At 55.7% G+C, this 20,090-nt stretch carries 18 protein-coding genes; all 18 read right to left on the bottom strand.

The genetic code is table 11. The features are described 5' to 3' along the window. Positions 1–22: 22 nt before the first annotated feature. The 18 genes from HRU87_RS03710 to metK all read right to left on the bottom strand — a co-directional run bounded on the left by HRU87_RS03710 (position 23) and on the right by metK (position 20,090). Positions 23–1,480, bottom strand: a complete 1,458-nt coding sequence (locus HRU87_RS03710; RefSeq protein ID WP_173493596.1) for a glutamate synthase subunit beta — start codon at positions 1,478–1,480, stop codon at positions 23–25. Continuing rightward, on the bottom strand, positions 1,473–6,023 hold the full coding sequence (gltB, locus tag HRU87_RS03705) for a glutamate synthase large subunit (RefSeq protein ID WP_173493595.1): 4,551 nt from the start codon (positions 6,021–6,023) through the stop codon (positions 1,473–1,475). Before gltB ends, HRU87_RS03710 begins: the two co-directional genes overlap by 8 nt. 63 nt (positions 6,024–6,086) lie before the next feature. After that, entirely contained in the window at positions 6,087–6,977 is an 891-nt protein-coding gene (lgt, locus tag HRU87_RS03700) for a prolipoprotein diacylglyceryl transferase (protein ID WP_213086374.1), read from the bottom strand. Between the two features lie 4 nt (positions 6,978–6,981). After that, positions 6,982–7,761 (bottom strand): tryptophan synthase subunit alpha, encoded by a 780-nt coding sequence (trpA, locus tag HRU87_RS03695; RefSeq protein WP_173493594.1) that lies wholly within the window; start codon positions 7,759–7,761, stop codon positions 6,982–6,984. Further along, positions 7,761–8,966, bottom strand: coding sequence for a tryptophan synthase subunit beta (gene trpB / locus HRU87_RS03690; RefSeq protein ID WP_173493593.1), 1,206 nt, complete (start codon positions 8,964–8,966; stop codon positions 7,761–7,763). Before trpB ends, trpA begins: the two co-directional genes overlap by 1 nt. Before the next feature lie 9 nt (positions 8,967–8,975). Next, a complete protein-coding gene (locus HRU87_RS03685) occupies positions 8,976–9,749 on the bottom strand; it encodes an indole-3-glycerol phosphate synthase TrpC (RefSeq protein ID WP_173493592.1) in 774 nt (257 codons plus the stop codon). Beyond that, positions 9,749–9,970 (bottom strand): DUF6704 family protein, encoded by a 222-nt coding sequence (locus HRU87_RS03680; RefSeq protein ID WP_173493591.1) that lies wholly within the window; start codon positions 9,968–9,970, stop codon positions 9,749–9,751. Before HRU87_RS03680 ends, HRU87_RS03685 begins: the two co-directional genes overlap by 1 nt. Positions 9,971–10,006: 36 nt before the next feature. After that, entirely contained in the window at positions 10,007–10,504 is a 498-nt protein-coding gene (locus HRU87_RS03675) for a hypothetical protein (protein WP_173493590.1), read from the bottom strand. Beyond that, positions 10,482–11,966: a chorismate-binding protein gene (locus HRU87_RS03670; protein WP_173493589.1), complete on the bottom strand. Its 1,485-nt coding sequence runs from the start codon at positions 11,964–11,966 to the stop codon at positions 10,482–10,484. The genes HRU87_RS03675 and HRU87_RS03670 overlap by 23 nt, the downstream gene beginning before the upstream one ends. Beyond that, positions 11,966–12,286 carry a phosphoribosyl-AMP cyclohydrolase gene (gene hisI / locus HRU87_RS03665; RefSeq protein WP_173493588.1) on the bottom strand — a complete coding sequence of 107 codons (321 nt, stop codon included), beginning with the start codon at positions 12,284–12,286 and terminating at the stop codon, positions 11,966–11,968. The genes HRU87_RS03670 and hisI overlap by 1 nt, the downstream gene beginning before the upstream one ends. Further along, positions 12,283–13,038: an imidazole glycerol phosphate synthase subunit HisF gene (hisF, locus tag HRU87_RS03660; RefSeq protein WP_173493587.1), complete on the bottom strand. Its 756-nt coding sequence runs from the start codon at positions 13,036–13,038 to the stop codon at positions 12,283–12,285. The genes hisI and hisF overlap by 4 nt, the downstream gene beginning before the upstream one ends. After that, complete coding sequence (gene hisG, locus HRU87_RS03655) at positions 13,038–13,880, bottom strand: ATP phosphoribosyltransferase (protein WP_173493586.1); 843 nt, start codon at positions 13,878–13,880, stop codon at positions 13,038–13,040. Before hisG ends, hisF begins: the two co-directional genes overlap by 1 nt. Then, complete coding sequence (locus tag HRU87_RS03650) at positions 13,880–14,143, bottom strand: phosphoribosyl-ATP diphosphatase (RefSeq protein WP_173493585.1); 264 nt, start codon at positions 14,141–14,143, stop codon at positions 13,880–13,882. The genes hisG and HRU87_RS03650 overlap by 1 nt, the downstream gene beginning before the upstream one ends. A gap of 18 nt (positions 14,144–14,161) precedes the next feature. Further along, a complete protein-coding gene (gene rpe, locus HRU87_RS03645) occupies positions 14,162–14,818 on the bottom strand; it encodes a ribulose-phosphate 3-epimerase (RefSeq protein ID WP_173493584.1) in 657 nt (218 codons plus the stop codon). Positions 14,819–14,827: 9 nt separating this feature from the next. Beyond that, on the bottom strand, positions 14,828–16,147 hold the full coding sequence (locus tag HRU87_RS03640; protein ID WP_173493583.1) for a transcription antitermination factor NusB: 1,320 nt from the start codon (positions 16,145–16,147) through the stop codon (positions 14,828–14,830). Further along, positions 16,140–17,045, bottom strand: a complete 906-nt coding sequence (locus tag HRU87_RS03635; protein ID WP_173493582.1) for a methionyl-tRNA formyltransferase — start codon at positions 17,043–17,045, stop codon at positions 16,140–16,142. The genes HRU87_RS03640 and HRU87_RS03635 overlap by 8 nt, the downstream gene beginning before the upstream one ends. 12 nt (positions 17,046–17,057) lie before the next feature. Further along, the gene (locus HRU87_RS03630; protein WP_173493581.1) at positions 17,058–18,902 is read right to left on the bottom strand and encodes a primosomal protein N' family DNA-binding protein; all 1,845 of its coding nucleotides are present in this window, start codon (positions 18,900–18,902) and stop codon (positions 17,058–17,060) included. Then, a complete protein-coding gene (metK, locus tag HRU87_RS03625; protein WP_173493580.1) occupies positions 18,903–20,090 on the bottom strand; it encodes a methionine adenosyltransferase in 1,188 nt (395 codons plus the stop codon).

The raw sequence follows: 20,090 nt of genomic DNA, 5'->3' as shown, positions 1-20,090 counted from the left end.
AACTACTTACCTTTTCAATTGGTTAGCTGTAGACCGAAATTGGCCTATCAGTTGGCTTCACAGGGAATGGAAGCTCAGTCTCGCCTTCGAGATACTCGTCAATCGCGGCAGCAGCGGCGCGACCCTCGGCAATCGCCCATACAATCAGCGACTGGCCTCGGCCGGCATCTCCAGCAGCAAATACTCCATCCGCCACGGCATACCGACCATCCCTCGAAACATTACCCCGAGAATCAATCGGGACGTGTAACTGGGAAGTTAATTCTTGGGACTCGACCCCGGTGAAGCCAAGGGCGAGGAAAACGAGGTCGGCCGGCAAGACCCTCTCGGTGCCGGGCTTGGGTAGTCGCTTCCCGTCCACAAACTCCGTGTCCGCAACTTTCAAACCGGTGAGCTGACCGTTCTCGCCAACGAATTCCACGGTGGAATGAAGGTACTTGCGCTCACCGAACTCCTCGTGGGCACTTGCTACCTCAAACAGGCTTGGCATCATGGGCCAGGGCTGATCGCTGGTGCGCTCCTCAGGCGGCTGCTTTCCAATGGCGAGGGTCGTGACGCTCAGCGCGCCCTGCCTGGTCGCAGTGCCTAGGCAGTCTGCACCCGTGTCGCCGCCGCCGAGGATGATCACGTGCTTTCCCTCGGCTGAAATTTGACCGCTTACGGAATCTCCGGCAACCACCTGGTTTGCCTGCGTAAGAAATTCCATTGCGAAGTGAACGCCGTTTAGCTCTCTGCCGACTACCTTTAGGTCTCTTGGAACCATCGCACCGGTAGCAATCAGCACTGCATCGTAGCGAATCCTGAGTTCTTCCCAGCTGATGTCGACACCGATGTTGGTTCCCGGGCGGAAACGAGTGCCCTCAGCCTCCATCTGCGCTATGCGTCGGTCAATGTGGTGCTTTTCCATTTTGAAATCTGGAATGCCGTAGCGAAGTAGACCGCCGATTCGGTCATCGCGCTCGAAGACAGCCACCGTGTGGCCAGCGCGCGTAAGCTGCTGCGCCGCTGCCAGTCCGGCTGGGCCAGAACCGACGACGGCCACGGTTTTTCCGGTCAAGCGCTCTGGAACCGAAGGGGTTACGTAACCTGCATCAAAAGCATCGTCAATAATCGAAACTTCAATTTCCTTGATGGTGACTGCCGGCTGGTTGATACCGAGCACGCAAGCACTCTCGCAGGGGGCTGGGCAAAGTCTTCCGGTGAATTCCGGGAAGTTGTTGGTGGCGTGTAGGCGATCGATAGCCTCACGGCCTCTACCCCGATGGGTTAGGTCGTTCCACTCGGGAATTAGGTTTCCAAGCGGGCAGCCCTGGTGGCAGAACGGAATACCGCAGTCCATGCAGCGTCCAGCCTGACGCTGAACGACCTCAGAGTTGCGCTCGGCGTAGACCTCTTTCCAGTCTTTGATGCGAACCGGTACCGGTCTTCTGGGAGCGGTCTCTCGCTCGGTAACCTTCAGAAATCCACGTGGATCAGCCACCTGTCACCTCCAAAATCTGAGTCCAGACCTCTTCGCCGTCCAGCTCAATGCCCAGCTCGGTCGCGTTTCTCTGGATTTCCAACACCTTTGCGTAGTCGCGCGGCATCACCTTTACGAAGTTCACCAGCTCGGCATCGAAGTTTTGCAGAAGAGCCTTGGCCCTCGTGCTGTCGGTTGCCAACACATGGGCCTCAATCAGGCCCCTCAGTTCGGCAGCGTCGGTTGAATCCAGGGCCGCTAAAGTGAGCTCCCCACTCTGCAATGCTTCGCGGTTGACCCTGGCCTCTGAGAGCTTGTAGACGTAAGCGATGCCACCGGACATGCCCGCACCGAGGTTGATGCCGGTGCGGCCGAGGATTACGGCCCTACCACCGGTCATGTACTCCAAGGCGTGGTCGCCCACTCCCTCAACTACCGCCTCGGCACCTGAGTTTCGGACCAGGAAGCGCTCACCGACAACGCCATTTAGGAAGATTTGACCTGAGGTCGCCCCGTAGCCAATCACGTTTCCGGCAATTACATTCTCCGCGGCAACGAAACCAGCGCTGGTTTCGGGGCGAACGGTGATGGTTCCTCCGGACAATCCCTTACCGACATAGTCGTTGCAGTCGCCCTGAACATTGATAGTGATTCCCCTGGGGACAAAGCCGCCTAGCGACTGTCCAGCAGAACCAACGAGGTTCAGGGTCAAAGTTCCCGGGTTGAGCCCCTGCTCGCCCCAGCGCTTGGTCAGCTCGTTTCCAAGCATGGTGCCAATCGCCTGGTTGGTGTTGTTTATCACTCGATCAATCACAACTGACTGGGCGTGCTTCAGGGCAGGCTCAGCAACCTGTAGCAGCGGAAAGTCAAAGTGCTCTTCAAGCTCATGATCTTGAACCGTGGTGTTCTTTAGGTTCTGTGTAAGGTCCATGTCCTTAGCAGCAAAAATTGGAGTCAGGTCCAAGCCATCAGCCTTGAAGTGCTTCACGGCTCGATTCACATCGAGCAATTCGACATGTCCAATGGCCTCTTCAAGACTTCGGAAGCCCAGCTCGGCGAGGTGCTCACGCACCTCTTGAGCCAAGAACTCAAAGAAATTAACCACGTGGTCCGCCTGACCCTGAAATCTTGCTCGCAACTCAGGGTTCTGAGTGGCAACACCAACCGGGCAGGTGTCAAGGTGGCACACGCGCATCAGGATGCAGCCCTCAACCACTAGCGGAGCGGTGGCAAAACCATATTCCTCAGCACCCAGCAGTGCCGCAATCACAACGTCGCGACCGGTCTTCATGGAACCATCGACCTGGACCACGATTCGATCGCGCAAGCCATTCAACAGCAGCGTCTGCTGCGCCTCCGCAAGGCCAAGCTCCCACGGGGTTCCGGCGTGCTTGAGGGAGTTCAGCGGACTTGCACCGGTGCCGCCGTCGTGCCCGGAGATCAGCACAACATCCGCCTTGGCTTTCGCCACACCGGCTGCAACCGTGCCTACGCCAAACTGCGAAACCAGTTTCACGTGCACCCTGGCGGAGCGATTGGCTCGCTTCAGGTCGAAGATCAGCTGCTTGAGGTCCTCAATCGAGTAGATGTCGTGGTGCGGGGGTGGAGAGATTAATCCGACACCAGGGGTTGAATGTCTCAGGTCAGCGATCCACGGGTAGACCTTGTGCGGAGGAAGTTGGCCACCTTCGCCCGGCTTGGCTCCCTGGGCCATCTTGATCTGAATGTCATCCGCATGTGTCAGGTACATCGAGGTGACACCGAACCTGCCGGATGCAACCTGCTTCACAGCGCTGCGGCGGTTACGGTCTAGAAGTCTTTCGACGGATTCGCCACCCTCTCCGGTGTTGCTCTTGGCACCGATGCGGTTCATGGCGATTGCCAAAACCTCGTGTGCCTCCGGGCTGATGGCACCCATCGACATGGCGCCGGTGGAAAAGCGTTTTACGATCTCGGAGATTGGCTCGACCTCGTCGATAGAGATGGAAGGACGGGTCTTTTTGAATTCAAAAAGACCGCGAATGGTCATTAGGCGCTCAGACTGGTCGTCAACCGCCTTGGTGTACTCCTTGAAAATGTCATAGCGCTTCTGCTTCGTGGAGTGCTGCAGCTTGAAAATTGTCTCCGGGTTGAAAAGGTGCGGCGGCCCCTCTCGGCGCCACTTCATTTCACCACCAACCTCAAGGGGAAGGTGAATCTTGGTCGCCCCTTCTACCGGATAGGCGGCACGGTGACGCTTTTCAATCTCGTGGTGCAGGATTTCGAGCCCAACTCCACCCAGCTTTGTGGTAGTGCCGGTGAAGTACTTATCCACTAGGTCCTGGCTTAGGCCAATGATTTCAAAGCACTGAGCACCGGCGTAAGAGGCAACGGTAGAGATACCCATCTTGCTCATGACCTTCAGGACACCCTTGCCCATGGCCTTGACCATGTTTTTGCTGCTGCGCTCCGGTGTGATTCCAGTGATCAAGCCTTTGACAACCATGTCCTCGGCTGTTTCCAGGGCGAGGTAGGGGTTGATTGCAGAGGCGCCGTAGCCAATCAAAGTTGCCGCGTGGTGAACGTCTCTGGCATCGCCACACTCCACGACCAATCCGGCGCGGAGTCTGGTGCCCTGCCTGATCAGGTGGTGGTGAACGCTGCTGAGAGAAAGTAGCGACGGAATTGGCGCGAGTTCGCGGTTGGAATCGCGGTCCGAGAGGATGATGAAGGTGGCTCCGGCATCAAGTGCCTCATCAACCTCGACAGCCATTTCAGCGAGTCGTGCCTCGAGCGATTCCGCGCCGTCATCCACGCGGTAAAGGCAAGAGATTGTGACCGCTTTACCAATATTGTTGGCTCGGTCAATGTGCTTGATTCTGGCGAGTTCGTCATTGGTCAGAATCGGGAAGTCCATCACCAGCTGCTTGGCATGCTCGGGGGTGGCATCCAGCAGGTTTGGAACCGGACCGATGGAAGCGGTCATCGAAGTGACCACCTCCTCGCGAATAGCGTCAAGCGGAGGGTTAGTCACCTGAGCAAACTGCTGAGTGAAGTAATCAAACAGCAACCTAGGACGCTCGGAAATGGCCGCAATTGGGGTGTCGGTTCCCATTGCACCAATCGGCTCCTGCCCCGCGCGTGCCATTGGCCCGATAAATTCCTTCAGGTCCTCCTCGGTGTAGCCAAAGACTCGCTGCCTGCGGTTTACCGATGAGCTCGAGTAGCGAATGTGCTCGCGCTCTGGAAGGTCACGGAGATTGATCATGTTCTCTTCGAGCCACTCACCCCAGGGCTCTTGAGCTGCGATCTCGCTCTTGATCTGCTCGTCTTCGATAATCTGGCCGGCCTTGGTATCAATCAGGAACATCTTTCCTGGCTGCAGGCGGCCTTTGCGGACGATCTTGTCGGCTGGAATGTTTGCCACACCAATTTCAGAGGCGAGAATAACGAAGCCATCTTCGGTAACCACGAAGCGACCTGGGCGAAGCCCATTGCGGTCGAGGGTTGCCCCAACGGTCGAACCGTCAGTGAAAATAACTGCCGCAGGTCCATCCCATGGCTCCATGATCATCGAGTGGTACTCGTAGAAGTCCCTAACCTTAGGGTCGAGATCGAGCTGCTTCTCCCAGGCTCCGGGAATCATCATCATCATGGCGTGCGGAAGCGATCTGCCAGAAAGCACCAGCAGCTCCAGCACCTCATCAAAGGTTGCTGAATCGGAGGCACCTCGGGTGACAATCGGCTTCAGCTGGTCGATGTTGCCCAGAACTTCGCTTTCAAGTTGGGATTCTCGGGCAGCCATCCAGTTCGCGTTCCCCTTCACGGTGTTGATCTCACCGTTGTGGGCGATAAACCTAAATGGGTGCGCAAGGGGCCAAGATGGGAACGTGTTAGTTGAGAACCTTGAGTGAACCAGGGCCAGCTGTGACTCAAAGTCTGGCTCTGAGAGGTCCGGGTAGAACGGCTCCAGCTGCAGGGTTGTGACCATGCCCTTGTAGACCATGGTCCGGTAAGAAAGCGATGGGTGGTAGAGGCCAATTTCCCGCTCACTGCGCTTGCGCAGCCTAAAGAGCTTGCGCTCAAGTTCCAGGTCCTTCTCCCCCGAAGCTCCCATCACAAAAACCTGCTCGATTACTGGCATAGCCGCGCGAGCCAAGTCGCCCAATACCTCAGGACGCGTGGGAGGGGTGCGCCAGCCGAGTACCTTTAGGTTCTCGGCTGCGGCTAGCTGCTCAAGTGCAACTTTGTCTTTTGCCTTGGAGTTTTCCTCCAGAAAGACCAAACCCGCTCCGTACTGACCCATTGGCGGTAGTTCAAAATCGACCACTCTGCGTAGAAATCTGTCTGGCATCTGAGAAAGAATTCCCGCACCATCACCGGTGCCGGCATCAGAACCAACGGCTCCGCGGTGCTCAAGGTTCCTAAGGGAGCTCAAAGCCATTTCAACAATGTCGTGACCGGCACTTCCGCGAAGCGTCGCAACCATCGCCAAACCACAGGCATCCTTTTCAGCTGTTGGGTCGTATAGACCAACAGCTTCGGGACCTGCGCTAAAGCGCTGGAAAGGACTGAGTGCGGGCATTAGTCTCCTGTCGAACTTCATCAATAGGGGACGTCTTTGGCCCTTTAGGGTGGTGGAAAGAGTTTAGGCCTGAGCTTTCTCTTCAGCCGGTTGAGTTGGCTCTGATTCGGCAGGGTTTCTGCCTTTGAGCCAAATGTCGGGTTCCAGGCCAGGGTGGCGGCGACTTTGAACCCAGAAGAGGATCACTCCAATGGCGATTCCGATCAACGCTGACCAGATGTTTACTCGTAGTCCAAGGATAATCTCACTTGGGTCAATTCGGATACTTTCTATCCAAAGTCTTCCTAACGAATAGAACACGAGGTAGAGGGCAATTTGTTTACCCCACTGCAGAGTGAAGCGCTTACCCAGGTAAATAAGGATCAGTGCAGCACTGAGGTTCCAGATCATTTCGTACGCAAAAGTTGGGTGGAAGGTCAAACCCTCGGGAAGCCCTGCAGGGTACGCAGGGTTATCGCTTGGGATCTCAAGCCCCCACCAAAAAGTAGTCGGAACTCCAAAAAGCTCCTGATTGAAGTAGTTTCCCAATCGACCGATTCCCTGGGCAATCAGTAGGCCTGGTGCCACGGCGTCTGCAACCGGCCAGAACCTGATACCTGCTTGCTTGGCTCCCCACCATGCACCCACGGCTCCAAAAAGCACGGCACCGTAAATTGCCATCCCACCTTCCCAGATTCTTAGGGTTGCCAATAGGTCGGCGCCCTCATAGAAGTAATCCTTAGGGTGGGTGATCACGTGGTAGAAGCGACCACCTAAAATTCCCGCCGGCACAGCCCAAAGCGCAATGTCAAGGAACACTCCCCGCTGTGCTCCCCTGGCGTGCAACCTGGAGTCGGCCAGAAAGCTTGAGATGACGATTCCGGTCAGGATAAACAGCGCATAAAAATGAATACGCACCGGACCCAGGTCAATGAAACTGATTTCGGGTGAGGGAATGCTTGTCAGAAAGTGCACTTGGTTATCCTAATCCGCCGGCCAATTCACGTGCCTTTTCTGCAAGGGCATGGACACCACCCTGCTCGTAGGCGCGCACGAAGGCGGTGCCCACGATGGCACCACTTGAATAGCTGTTTACCTCGCGAACCTGCTCGGCAGTGGAAATTCCAACCCCGACGCAGGTAGGGGTGGAGCCGGATTGCTGGACTCTGCCCACGACCTCCCGGGCCAGGCGGTCAAGCTCTGCTCGCTCACCTGTGATACCCATGGTGGATACCGAGTAGACAAAGCCCCTGGATGCTGCAGAGTTGTTGCTTACGCGCTTCTCTGAACTGGAGGGCGCGACCAGGAACACTCGGTCTAGACCCAGCTGGTCGCTCACCTCAATCCACTCTCCCGCTTCGTCCGGGATTAGGTCAGGCGTGATGATTCCCTGGGCACCCGAGTCTTTTAGGTCTTCGGCAAATTTCTCAACCCCGTAGGAGAGCACTGGGTTCCAGTAGGACATCACGAGCATCGGCACATCTGTCTTAGCTCGAACACCTTTCACAACATCGAAGAGTTGACGGAGTTTGAATCCGTTAGCCAGCGCCTTTTCCGTTGCCTGCTGGATGACAAGGCCGTCCATCACGGGATCAGAGTAGGGAACGCCAACTTCCAATACGTCACACCCGTTTTCCGCCATTGCAACTAGGGCATCAACCGAATCCTGAACGCTTGGGTAGCCGGCTGGGAAATATCCAATCAGTGAGCCTCGGCCGGTGGCTGAGTTTTGCTCAAGGACCTGCTGAACCGACTGCATTACTTCTCCTCCAGCAGGCCAAAGTAGCGACCAGCGGTTTCCATGTCTTTATCCCCGCGACCAGAGAGGTTGATCAAAATGTGCGCGCCAGCTGGCAAAACGTCTGACAGGTGTGAAACTCCAGCCAGGGCATGCGCGGTCTCGATTGCCGGAATTATGCCCTCAGTTTGCGCAAGTAGTCGCATGGCGTTCATGGCCTGCGCATCGGTTATACCGAAATACTTTGCACGCCCAAGGTCCTTTAGCCAGGAGTGCTCAGGTCCAACACCTGGATAGTCCAGGCCGGCTGAGATGGAGTGGGATTCCATGGTCTGCCCATCCTCGTCCTGCAGCATGTAGCTGCGTGCTCCGTGGAGCACTCCCGGACGACCCTTGCTCAGGGTCGCGGCATGCTTGGGAGTGTCAACGCCATCCCCAGCTGCCTCAAATCCCCAAAGCTGCACGTTCTCATCGTCCAAAAACGGGTGGAAGATGCCGATGGCATTGGATCCGCCGCCGACGCAAGCAGCAACAGCATCGGGCAATCGGCCAGTCATTTCGAGCATCTGAGCACGCGATTCGATGCCAATTACAGAGTGGAAGTCACGAACCATGGTTGGGAAGGGGTGGGGACCGGCAACTGTGCCGAGCAGATAGTGGGTGGTTTCCACGTTGGCAACCCAGTCTCTAAGGGCCTCGTTAATGGCATCCTTGAGGGTTCTCGACCCCGTGGTGACTGGGATTACCTCGGCACCGAGGAGCTTCATTCGTGCAACATTCAGCGCCTGACGCTCAGTGTCAATCTCGCCCATGTAAACCACGCAGTCAAGCCCAAAGAAGGCTGCTGCGGTTGCGGAAGCGACACCGTGCTGACCCGCCCCAGTTTCGGCGATGATGCGCTTTTTACCCATGCGCTTAGCAAGCAGGGCCTGCCCCATGACGTTGTTGATCTTGTGGCTACCGGTGTGGTTTAGGTCTTCTCGCTTTAGAAAGACCCTGAGGTCTCCGAACTGCGCAGCAAACTTCGGAGCCTCAGTGATGATTGAGGGCCTTCCTGTGTAGGTGCGGTGAAGCTCCGCAAGTTCCGAAATGAAAGCCGGGTCAGACTTGGCGTGAAGGTAGGTTGCTTCGAGTTGGTCCAGCGCCGCAATCAGCGGTTCCGCGACAAATCGCCCGCCAAATTCACCAAAGTACGGGCCTGCCACGTCTCGAAGATTTGTTTGCATTGGTAAATCCTACGTAACGGATACAAATTCAGGGATCAGAACCGAAGGATCCCCCTTGACCAAAGCCTCTCCCACCAAAACCGCATCCGCCCCAGCGGAGCGATAGCGGATCACATCCTGCACATCGCGCACCGCCGATTCAGCAACTTTGATGGCGTCGGGGTTGAGTCGACCAGCCATTTTTTCAAACAGTCCAATGTCGGTGGCAAACGTCTCTAGATTGCGGGTGTTTATACCAATTAGCCTCGCCCCCGCTTGATTCGCGATGTCTATTTCTTCAAGGGTGTGGGTTTCAACAAGCACCCCTAGACCTAGGCTGTGGGCGAAATCGAATAGTTCTTTGAATTTCGAAGCTGACAGCCAGGCCAGAATCAAGAGCACAAAATCTGCGCCATTGGCCCTTGCCTCCAAAATTTGATACTCGTTGCTGATGAAGTCCTTGCGAAGGAGTGGTATTTCAACCGCCTTTGAAGCCAGCTCCAAGTCTTCTAAGCGACCACCAAAGCCAGATTCTTCGGTCAAAACTGAGATTGCGTGAGCTCCGAAGTCTTGGTATCTAAGAGCCTGATCCGCGGCACTTGGAATGTCAGCCAGAAAACCCTTTGAAGGTGAGCGTCGTTTGATTTCTGCAATCAACTTGATTTGCTTCGCTGGTGCAAGTGCAAGGTATGCGTCGACGGGGGGCTTGAGTGCCGAAATTCTCTGCTCTAGTTGTGAAGCGCTTACCGAAGTCGCTCGGCGCTCACTGGCCAGTCTGGCCTGCTCAAATAGACCTTCGAGCACTAGTGCGCTTTGGTGTGCTTACCGCCAACACCGTATCCGGCTTGCTTTAGGGCCCAGCCTGCGATTAGGCCAACAACTACCAGTCCGGCTGAAGCCCAGACCATCGCAGCGTTGTCCAGGAAGAAGAAGAAAGTGCCGACGGTGAATGCCACCAGAATGATGATTACGGTGGTCCAGGAGGCTACCGAGTTTCCGTGGCCGGGGTCGCTGTGCTGTGTCATGTTCTTCTCTTTCGACTCAAAAAGCTTACCAAGAGCCTAGGTCTGTTCATCCCACAGCGAGCGGTTATCTTCAACTCTCTCACGCTCTGGCCTAACTGAAAGACCAGGTCTTCTCAGCCCAAAAATTAAAATCAGTGCTCCCGCGATCACGGCCAGCACGCCACTTAGGTAGCTTGCCGTCAGTTGTTCAACATAAACTCCCGCTGCGTGCTGATCGGCATTTAGAACGCCAGATAGCTCCTCGAGGATTGTGATTACCGCCGGCTGTTCGCTCCAGTTAGTGGCAAGTATCCACGTGCCCAACGCAATCAGTGCGGCACCGGAGAGCACGAATAACAACCGCACCGCCTTGCCGTAAAGGGAAATCAGCAGGGCTGTGATGGCAATGCCTGGAACTAAATTGGCCAGTGGGGCTAGCTGGGCACCGGTTAGTTCTCGTTCACCAACGATTACCCAGCTGAGGTTGACCGTGATCCACCAGGTCGCCACCAGACCAGCTGCCGCAAATGACCTAGCTTTCAACGTGCATCGCATTCGCTGCGGCTACGGTTTTGAGCACAACTGCCGCCTTTGCCTCCGTCTCGGCGTATTCCGACGCTGGGATGGAATCGAGCACAATGCCCGCGCCAGCCTGCACATGGGCCACGCCATCTCTGATTAGAGCGGTGCGGATTGCTATTGCCAGATCGGAGTTACCCTCAAAGTCGAAGTAGCCAACCACTCCACCGAATAGTCCTCGATAGGCGGGCTCAAGATCATGGATGATCTCAAGGGCCCGAGGTTTTGGGGCTCCCGATAGGGTTCCGGCCGGGAACGTTGCTCGCAGCGCGGCTACGGGCCCAAGTCCCGCTCTCATTTGACCCTCCACGGTTGAAACCAGGTGCATGATGTGGCTGAACCTGTGGATTTGCATGAACTCTGTCACTCGCAGGGACTGCGGTTCGCATACTTTCAAAAGGTCATTTCGAGCCAGGTCGACCAGCATCAGGTGTTCGCTGCGCTCTTTCGCGTCATTCAATAGTTCATCTGCCAGAGCATTGTCGGCGGTGGCATCCTCGCCCCGGGGTCTGGAACCAGCAATTGGATGGGTTATGGCCTTGCCATCGGTGACCTTGACCAGAGCCTCCGGCGACGATCCAACGATCTCGAAACGCCCGCCCTGATCTTCCCAACGCGTCAAATACATGTAAGGGCTTGGGTTTACCGCTCGCATGGCCTGATATACCTCTGTCGCGTCGGCAGTAATCACCTGGTCGAAACGCTGAGAGATGACCACCTGGAACACATCTCCAAGGCGAACATGGTGCTTGGCTCGCTCGACTTGATCTAGGAAATCTTTGGGCTCAGTTCGCTTGACCACATTCGGTGAGGGCCAGCTGGGCTCCGAGATCATCGAAAGGGTTGGCTTCCTGAGCTCAGCCTCAAGATTCTCGAGGTTCTTGGTTGCCTCAAGATACTTAGCGTGGAGGTCTTTATCATCGACAAATATGACGCTAACCAAAATCAGCTCGGCGGTTTTGTGGTCCATAACCACTAATTCGGAGAACTGATTGAACGCGTAAAGCGGGATTTCATAGTCTCTAGGCTTTGGGGCTGGCAGATTCTCCAGAAGATTTACCGCCCCCCAGCTCACGAAACCGACTAAACCCGAATTGAGCGGAAATCCTGCTGGGGCAGATTTCCATGCCTGCTGCAAATATTCGAGGGCTTCCAGCGGTTCGCCCGGTAGCGTCCCCTCTGGCGTTGCAACCTCGCTGGAATTCCAGTGCGCCCTGGTCTCAGAGGCTATTAGCTGCCCGCGGGATCGAACTCCGATAAACGAATAGCGCGCCCATACGCCCTGCTCTGCGGATTCCAGCAAAAAAGTGTTGGGCCGCTCTCCGCAAAGTTTTTGGTAAATGCCCAAGGGCGTTTCGGTTCCGGAGAATAGCTTATTGGTCAGCGGAATGACGTTGTAGCTCGCACTAAGTTCGGAAACCTGCTCAAAACTCAGCATCAGTGCTCCTCAAAGCAGGTTTCGGTGCCGTTGTGGCAGGCGGGACCGTGGGAATCTACGATCGCTAGAACGGTATCCCCGTCGCAGTCAAGGCTTAGGTCAACAATCCGCTGGGTATTTCCGCTGGTCTCCCCCTTGTGCCAGCGCTCGTTTCTAGATCTCGAGAAATAGACCATTTCACCTAGCTCAATAGATTCCCTGAGGGTTTCCGCGTTAGCCCAGGCCAGCATCAGTACTTTGCCTGAATTATGCTGCTGCACCACAACTGGAACAAGTCCAGCATCGTTGAAGCGAACCTCTGCAATTTCAAGCAATCTCATCGAACCTCAATTCCCTGCGCACGAAGTGCCTGTTTGACCTGTGCGATTGAGATTACCTGTTCGTGAAAAACGCTTGCTGCCAGCAGCGCGTCGGCACCAGCCTGGGCGGCCTCAACAAAGTGATCCACGGTTCCGGCTCCGCCGGAGGCAATGATTGGAACCGAAGAGATGGCTCGCACCTTTTCAATTAGCTCCAGATCAAAGCCATCCCTGGTGCCATCCGCATCGATGCTGTTCACAAGCAGTTCTCCAGCGCCAAGTCCCTGAACCTGGGTTACCCACTCGAACGCGTCAAGTTCAGTTAGCCGCCGCCCACCGTGGCTGGTGACCCCGAAACCAGATTTTGTGTCAGCTCGCTTCAGGTCGAGCGAGATGACTAACACCTGATTTCCGTGCTCTTGGGCAATTTCCGATAGCAGTTTGGGGTTTGCTATGCCGGCCGAACCCACCGACACCTTGTCGGCGCCAACTGCCAAGAGTTTGCTCACATCGGAAAGTTCGCGTATCCCACCACCAACTGTCAGTGGAATGAATACCTGTTCGGCGCAAGCTGTGACCACTGCGTGCATAGTAGAACGGTTTTCAACCGTGGCAGCAACATCTAGAAACGTTATCTCGTCAGCTCCAGCCTCGTAGTAACGAGACGCAAGCTCTATTGGGTCGCCGCTGTCGCGCAGATTTTCAAAATTGACGCCCTTGACTACGCGCCCATCTGCCACGTCGAGACATGGAATTACCCTGATTGCGCTCACTAGATCCTCGCGGCGTGGATAGCCGAAACCAAAATCGCTCTCGCTCCAAGCTCATAAAGCTGGTCCATAACCTGATTCGTCTGCTCCGCCTTGACTAGGGCTCGCACTGCAACCCAGTTTTTGTCGGCAAGCGGCGAAATAGTCGGGGATTCAATCCCTGGGGTGACTTGCGACGCCCTCTCAATAAGGTCAACGGGACAGTCGTAATCAAAAATTACGTACTCTCGAGCCACTATCACGCCCTGGAGTCTGCGAAGGAGCTTGGATGCCAGCTCAGTTTTTCCCGGAGCTGCAATAAGCCGAGCGGTTGATTTGAGAATTACCGGACCGAAAATTGCCAGCCCAGCCTTGCGCAGGGTGTTTCCGGTCGAGACCACGTCGGCAACGGCATCTGCAACGCCGAGTCGAACGGCGGATTCAACGGCACCGTCCAGTTTCACTATTTCGACGCTGACCCCGTGGCTGGCCAGGTAATCAGAGATCAAATTTGGATAAGCGGTAGCAAGTCGCTTTCCCGCTAAATCTGAAAGCTCGCGAAAGCTCGACCCCTCGGGGGCAGCAAACCTGAAAGTCGAACCACCAAATCCAAGATCTGCCACCTCAACGGCCCTCGACTGAGAATCGTGCAGCAGGTCAAGGCCGGTCAGGCCAACGTCCAAGGAGCCTGAGCCGACGTAGGTGGCGATGTCTCGGGGGCGGAGATAGAAGAACTCAATCTGGTTCTCCTGATCAACCAGGTGCAGCTCGGCAGAGTCTCGGCGGGTTGCATATCCAGCCTCCTTGAGCATGGAGACCGCTGAATCCGACAAAATGCCCTTGTTTGGGACAGCAACTCTAAGCACTAGAGCTTCTCCTCTACCTTGGAAAGTGGAATACCCCTAGAAATCAAAATCAACTGGAGGTGGTAAATCAACTGAGACGCCTCAAGCGCAAGCTGTTCGTCCGACTCGTGCTCGGCAGCCATCCAAACCTCAGCGGCCTCTTCAACAATCTTTTTCCCAATCGCATGAACTCCCTGCTCCAGCAGTTCCGTGGAGCGTGACCCAACTGGACGCTCCTCGTTGCGCTGGAGAAGCTCTTCAAAGAGCTGATCAAAGGATTTCATGGGGTATAGGTTACTGGGCTAGTGAGAATGAGAGCCAGAAAGCTCCCGAAGCTTACTGATTTGCAGTGCACGATTTTCAAAATTGAACACGGCCGATCCGGCGACGAAGCAATCTGCTCCTAGCTCTGCAAGTTCACTGATGTTGGATTCCGTGACTCCGCCATCCACCTGCAGCGCAATTGTTAGGCCTCGCTTTCGAATCTCGCTTCGCGCCTGGACAATCTTGGCGAGAGTTTCCGAAATCAACTTTTGGCCACCAAATCCAGGCTCCACGGTCATCACCAGCAACATGTCTATCTCCGGAAGCAGTTCAACGACATCAGTAACGGGCGTTCCCGGTTTGATGGCGATGGCAGCTTGAGCACCGATGGATCGAAGCGTTCTCGTCAAAGCCAATGGATCCTTGGCGGCCTCCAGGTGAAAAGTCACTGAGTCCACCCCAAGCTCGGCGTACTTTGGGACCCAGTGATCTGGGTCATCAATCATCAGGTGAACATCCAGCGGAATCTTCGAGACTTCCTGAAGACGCTGAACGATCGGGAGCCCAAGGGTCAAATTGGGAACGAAGTGGTTGTCCATTACGTCAACATGTGCTGCATCAGCCGAAGCAATACTTTCAAGCTCTGCCTGCAAATTCGCAAAATCTGCGCTCAGTATTGACGGATGAATGCTCATGCGTCCAGCCTACTTCTTGCGAATTAGCGCCATGAACATGGCGTCCGTGGTGTGCAGGTGAGTCCAGAGCTGAGCTGTTTTTCTTCCGCTGGGAAGCTGCAACGAGGGATTGATCCCGTTCAGTACCTGATTGGCATTCTCAAGCTCTAGCTCAGGGTGCCTATCCAGAATCAATTTCACCTGCGTGTTGGTTTCGACGACTATCGGTGAGCAGGTTGAGTAGAGCAGGTAACCCCCGGATTTGAGGGCTAATACCGCTGCCTCAAGCAGCTCTGCCTGGATCTTGGTGAGATTGGCAAGTTGCTCTGGAGTTTTGCGCCAGCGCGACTCGGGTTTCCTGCGCACCGAACCCAATCCACTGCACGGGGCGTCAAGCAGAATTGCGTCGTAGCTGTTTTGCTTTGCCTCTTGCCCATAGCCAACAATCACGTTCGCCTGCAGCTTGGGGTTCAGCGCCTGCCTTACCAACTCAGCTCGATGAGGAGCTGGTTCGAGGCAGTCGAGCAGTCCGCCCTGCTCAGCAATTCCAGCTTGCAATAGCGCAGACTTACCGCCTGGCCCAGAGCACATGTCTAACCAGCTGCCCGATTTATCCCCTACCGCAAGAAGAGCTAGGGCGACCAGCTGCGAGCCCTGATCCTGAACCCTGACCCCGGGTGTGGCGAGGAGAGGTTCAGGATTTCCGTGGGCGATGAATGAAATTGGCGATGCGTCCCCAGGAGTTAGGCCGAGCTCTAGGAGCGCTTGTTGGGCATTCGAACCTGGTAGGGCGGCAAGATTGATCTCCGGGGTATCGTTGTTGGCGATCAACAGCTGTTCAATCTCCCCGCCCTTGCCATCCAGTTCCAAGGCGCTGATCAATGCGGTAACAACCCATTTTGGATGCGAATGAGTGATTGCCATCACTTCAATGGCTGGCTTATTTTCCGTAACCTGCCCGAGCAGAGAATCGAAACCTGCGCGATCGCAGTTCCTTAGAACGGCATTTACCAGACCCGCAGCACTGCGCTCAAAACGCTTTACCATCTCTACGGTCTCATGGATTGCCGCGTGGGCGGGCACCCGCATCCGGAAAAGCTGATGCAACCCAAGCCTTAGGGAAATTCGCACCTTTGCCGAGAGAACCTTTCCCGGAGTCAGAAGGTTAATGAACTCGTCATACTGCAGTTGCCACCTCAGGGCTCCGTAGCTGAGTTCCTGCACCAGCCCGCGGTCGATCTCGGGTAGTCCGGATTTCTCAAGGACCGAGGACAGCAGCAGGTTGATGTAACTGTCGGTCTCCTCGACTCGAAGGAGAAGATCGAGCGCGACCTGACGTGGATTAGACAAATTTCACCTCTGTCGTTTGCCCCCTGAACCAATCCCCCGCCCTCATGATGTTTTTACCCGCCGGTTGAACCAGAAGCAGCTCGAGTTGAGTACCGTTGGCGCATTCAAGGAGGACTTTCCCACCGCTTACCGTTACCCGCCCGGGCCTGTGCTCGCCAGTAGTCCAATCCGTTGCCCCCAGGCTTCGCGTTTCGAATATTCGGATCGGCTCGCCACCACATTCCAGCCATGCAACGGGCTCGGGATTGAAGGCTAAAACTTTTCGGTGCAGCTGATCGGCACTGTCACTCAGTGAGAGCCTGGCGTCCTGACGAGTGAATTTCGGCGCGTAGCTTGTACCACCCTGCTGCGGCATGTAGTTCACTGGCTCCGACGTCACCCTCTGAAAAAGCTCCAACCCAGCCAGAGTAAATCTTGGCAAAGCTTGCGCAGTGCTCTCGTTGCCGCCAAGAACAAGCTCTGCAGTTCCCACCAGGTCGCCGGTGTCGAGCCCCTGATCAAGACGGAATAGGCTCACCCCGGTCTTCGTGCCGTGCATGATCGAGTGCTGAAGCGGGGTCGCCCCGCGCCACATGGGCAGAATGCTGAAGTGAAGGTTCCAGAATTCGAGCTGATCCAAAAGCGTCTTCGGGATCATGCCGCCGTAAGCGATCACCAGCCCGAGATTTGGATTGAGGCTGACAACTTCTTGGACAACGGCCTCAGTCACCCGATTCGCCTTGATGATGTGCAGGCCGAGCTTTTCAGCTGATTGTGCAACGGGAGAGGGCGTCATCACTTTCTTGCGCCCCACGGCAGCGTCCTCGCGAGTCAAGACGCCGACGATTTCGTGCTGCCCTACAAGATGCTCAAGAGCCAAGGCAGCGTTAGCTGGGGTCCCAGCAAAAAAGAGTCTCATGGCCAGCTAAACCTACAGTGCAGTGGGATCATCCATGACCACCTTTAGGCCTCGCCGCTTAGATCCCGCAACGAGTCGAGTATTCGTTTTTAGGGCTGTAGCCCTGATGGCCTGGGCTATCTCCGGTCCAGAGTTATAGCTGAACCGGATCAAGGCTTTGGCTGGGTCAGACATGTCGCTGTTGAGAACGGTTGCCCCGAGCTCGGTTAGTTGGGTGAGCAGCTCCTGCAATCCTTGTGCTTCTGACTCGAGCGAAGCGATGCGAGTGGCAGGTGGAAGCTTGAGCTGGCCAAGGTCGGTGAGGCTTGTTGATGCGAGCTGGCGATGCTGCCCCAGCGCAATTGCCTGCCCCAGATGCTGATCGATTCCAACTATTAGGCCTCGACCCGTGTCCGAGAGCAGCTCAAAGGCCTCCATCCAGTCGCGAATTGCATTCTGTTCCGCTCTTAGGCTCGGGATTGAAAGCCAGACATCAGGATCCAGGACCAAGACCGCCTGATAGCCATCCCGAGTCCTGGGTGCGGAACCCGGCGTGGCAATCACGATATGGTTTTTACTCTTTATGCGACCCGGTTTGACTTCCTGAGTCGATTCCGAAATCTGCGTTCCTGGGAAAGCCTTACCAATTTCGGTGACAGAACGCGCGGTTCCTGTGCGCCCAAGCCTCACCTGACTGGATCCGCACTCCCCACAACCGAAAGCGAATCTGCTGCAAAGTCGACACTGATGGTTGCCTGTCGTTGGCTCCCAGACTGGGCCGCGGCAGCTCTGGCAACGGACCCTAGATCCGCATCCGGCACAGAATAGCGAAGCCGATGAACCCTTCCGCGGCACGAGCATTAGCACCGGACCAGTGTCTAGCGCGTCTCGGATCACTCTAAACGCGGCGGCATCGAGCCTTGAGCCTGGTTGAGTGAAGGAGAGCCGTGGCGGCGGCAAGGTTATTGCCGAGTCTTTTAGGAATCCGATTTCTACTAGGCGCTGCACCTCGGCGGTTCGGTAGTTGGCGACGAACATCAGCTCGGTTGAATTCGAAGCCCTAATCATTGCAAGTTCTCGAGCGTGGGTGTGGGGCGACCCTTGTTCCCTGAGTGACTCGTCACCATCGTCAAAAATGGCTATCAGCCCCAATTTAGTAACCGGGGCATAAATGGCTGTTCGGGTCCCGATTGCTATTACCTCGTCACTGGCCAGAATCTGCTGGTGCTGAATGAAGCGATCGGACTTTTTAGTTCCAAGGCCGTAGCTGCGAAGCCACGAACCAAGCCCCACAGCGATAAAGAGGTCGCGTAACTGCGAAATCTGATCTTGCTCGGGAAGAATCAGAATGGATGATTTTCCAGACTGCAATTTTTTATGGGCAGCCTCAACCAGGAGCCAGCACCAATCGGGGAATCTGAGCCCCTCGTGGGAAACGTGCCTAGCGGAGCTAAGAATTGCACTTCGAGCAGCCCGTTTCTCTGCACCTGGCAGTTTGGGAAAAGTGACTTGAGGAAGCTCGCCCCTGGAAAGCTCGGGCACCAGTGTGCGCGGCATGAAATCTGGGACCGCAAGTTTCAGAACTTCGCCGTGAGCCACGCACTGCCTGAGGGCTGCCTTTTTGGTGAAGTCCAGGACCTCTTGGTTGGTGGGTGGTTGGTCACCGATAATTCCGGTCAGCTCTGAGGCAGCGAAGGAGCTGGCCTGCAGAATTTGAGTGACAAAACCGGTTTGCAACTTTTTGAGTCTGCCCAGCGGGAACTGAACCCTTGATCCCAGTTTGACCTTGTCTTGAAGTGCGTCGGGGATGATGAAATCGAATTCTCTATCAAGTTGAATGAGATCCGACTCCACCACCACCCGCGCAAAGCGAGACATTTAGCGACCTGCAGCCTCGGCTAGCGCAGCTGCGCGGTCGGTTTTTTCCCAGGTGAACTCAGCCAACTCCCTGCCAAAATGTCCGTAGGCAGCTGTCTTGGCATAGATCGGGCGACGAAGGTCTAAGTCACGAATTATGGCTGCAGGTCTGAGGTCAAATACCGCGGCAATTGCCCGCTCAATGGCGGCAGTTTCAACCTTCTCGGTTCCAAAGGTCTCGACGAACACCGCGACCGGCTTTGCAACGCCGATGGCATAGGCGACCTGGATTTCAGCGCGATCCGCAAGCCCAGCGGCAACCACGTTCTTGGCAACCCAGCGCATGGCGTAGGCAGCAGAACGATCGACCTTTGAGGGATCCTTGCCGCTAAATGCCCCTCCGCCGTGTCTGGCCATGCCACCATAGGTGTCGACGATGATTTTTCTTCCTGTTAGGCCAGCATCTCCTTGTGGGCCTCCAATTACGAAGCGCCCAGAGGGGTTGATGAAGTACTTCGTATTGCTGGCGTCAAGACCTGATTCACCCAGCACCGGTCCAATAACTCGCTCCAGGAGCAATGCCGCGAGGTCATCCTGAGTCACATCCTGGTGGTGCTGCGTGGAGAGCACTACGGTATCGATTGCAACCGGTGTGTGGCCGTCATAAACGACTGACACCTGAGCCTTCCCGTCAGGCCTTAGAACGGAGTTGTTGAGCTCGCGTCTTACGGCACTGAGCTTTTCGGTGATGCGGTGGGAGAGCAAAATCGGAGTCGGCATTAGCACGGAGGACTCGTTGGTTGCATAACCAAACATCATTCCCTGGTCTCCAGCACCGAGCTGGTTATCCGAATCTGCCGAACCGCCCCTGATCTCGAGCGCCGAGTCAACTCCGGAGGCGATGTCTGGCGATTGGGCTCCGATTGAAATCGAAACTCCGCAGGAGTTTCCATCAAAACCAATCTCGGATGAGTTATAGCCAATGTCTAAGATCTTCTGGCGAACCAGCTGTGGTATCTCAACATATCCACTGGTGGTGACCTCACCGGCAACGTGAACCAAGCCGGTGGTTACTAGGGTCTCAACTGCAACGCGAGCTTGCGGATCTTGTTCCAACATCGCGTCCAGGATGGTATCTGAGATTTGATCGCAGATTTTGTCGGGGTGGCCTTCAGTGACCGATTCAGAGGTAAATGTGCGTAGCGTCAT

This window comes from Aquiluna borgnonia, assembly GCF_013283855.1.
GTDB classification, from domain to species: domain Bacteria; phylum Actinomycetota; class Actinomycetes; order Actinomycetales; family Microbacteriaceae; genus Aquiluna; species Aquiluna borgnonia.
This window is presented reverse-complemented; position numbering and strand designations above follow the sequence as displayed.

What these genes read in the sequence shown, in the direction of transcription:
- gltB (WP_173493595.1), bottom strand. Translation starts at nt 6,023, where the DNA reads ATGCCCGCACTCAGTCCTTTCCAGCGCTTTAGCGCAGGTCCCGAAGCT.
- trpA (WP_173493594.1), bottom strand. Translation starts at nt 7,761, where the DNA reads ATGCAGTCGGTTCAGCAGGTCCTTGAGCAAAACTCAGCCACCGGCCGA.
- trpB (WP_173493593.1), bottom strand. Translation starts at nt 8,966, where the DNA reads ATGCAAACAAATCTTCGAGACGTGGCAGGCCCGTACTTTGGTGAATTT.
- HRU87_RS03680 (WP_173493591.1), bottom strand. Translation starts at nt 9,970, where the DNA reads ATGACACAGCACAGCGACCCCGGCCACGGAAACTCGGTAGCCTCCTGG.
- HRU87_RS03675 (WP_173493590.1), bottom strand. Translation starts at nt 10,504, where the DNA reads ATGCGATGCACGTTGAAAGCTAGGTCATTTGCGGCAGCTGGTCTGGTG.
- HRU87_RS03670 (WP_173493589.1), bottom strand. Translation starts at nt 11,966, where the DNA reads ATGCTGAGTTTTGAGCAGGTTTCCGAACTTAGTGCGAGCTACAACGTC.
- hisI (WP_173493588.1), bottom strand. Translation starts at nt 12,286, where the DNA reads ATGAGATTGCTTGAAATTGCAGAGGTTCGCTTCAACGATGCTGGACTT.
- HRU87_RS03650 (WP_173493585.1), bottom strand. Translation starts at nt 14,143, where the DNA reads ATGAAATCCTTTGATCAGCTCTTTGAAGAGCTTCTCCAGCGCAACGAG.
- rpe (WP_173493584.1), bottom strand. Translation starts at nt 14,818, where the DNA reads ATGAGCATTCATCCGTCAATACTGAGCGCAGATTTTGCGAATTTGCAG.
- HRU87_RS03635 (WP_173493582.1), bottom strand. Translation starts at nt 17,045, where the DNA reads ATGAGACTCTTTTTTGCTGGGACCCCAGCTAACGCTGCCTTGGCTCTT.
- HRU87_RS03630 (WP_173493581.1), bottom strand. Translation starts at nt 18,902, where the DNA reads ATGTCTCGCTTTGCGCGGGTGGTGGTGGAGTCGGATCTCATTCAACTT.
- metK (WP_173493580.1), bottom strand. Translation starts at nt 20,090, where the DNA reads ATGACGCTACGCACATTTACCTCTGAATCGGTCACTGAAGGCCACCCC.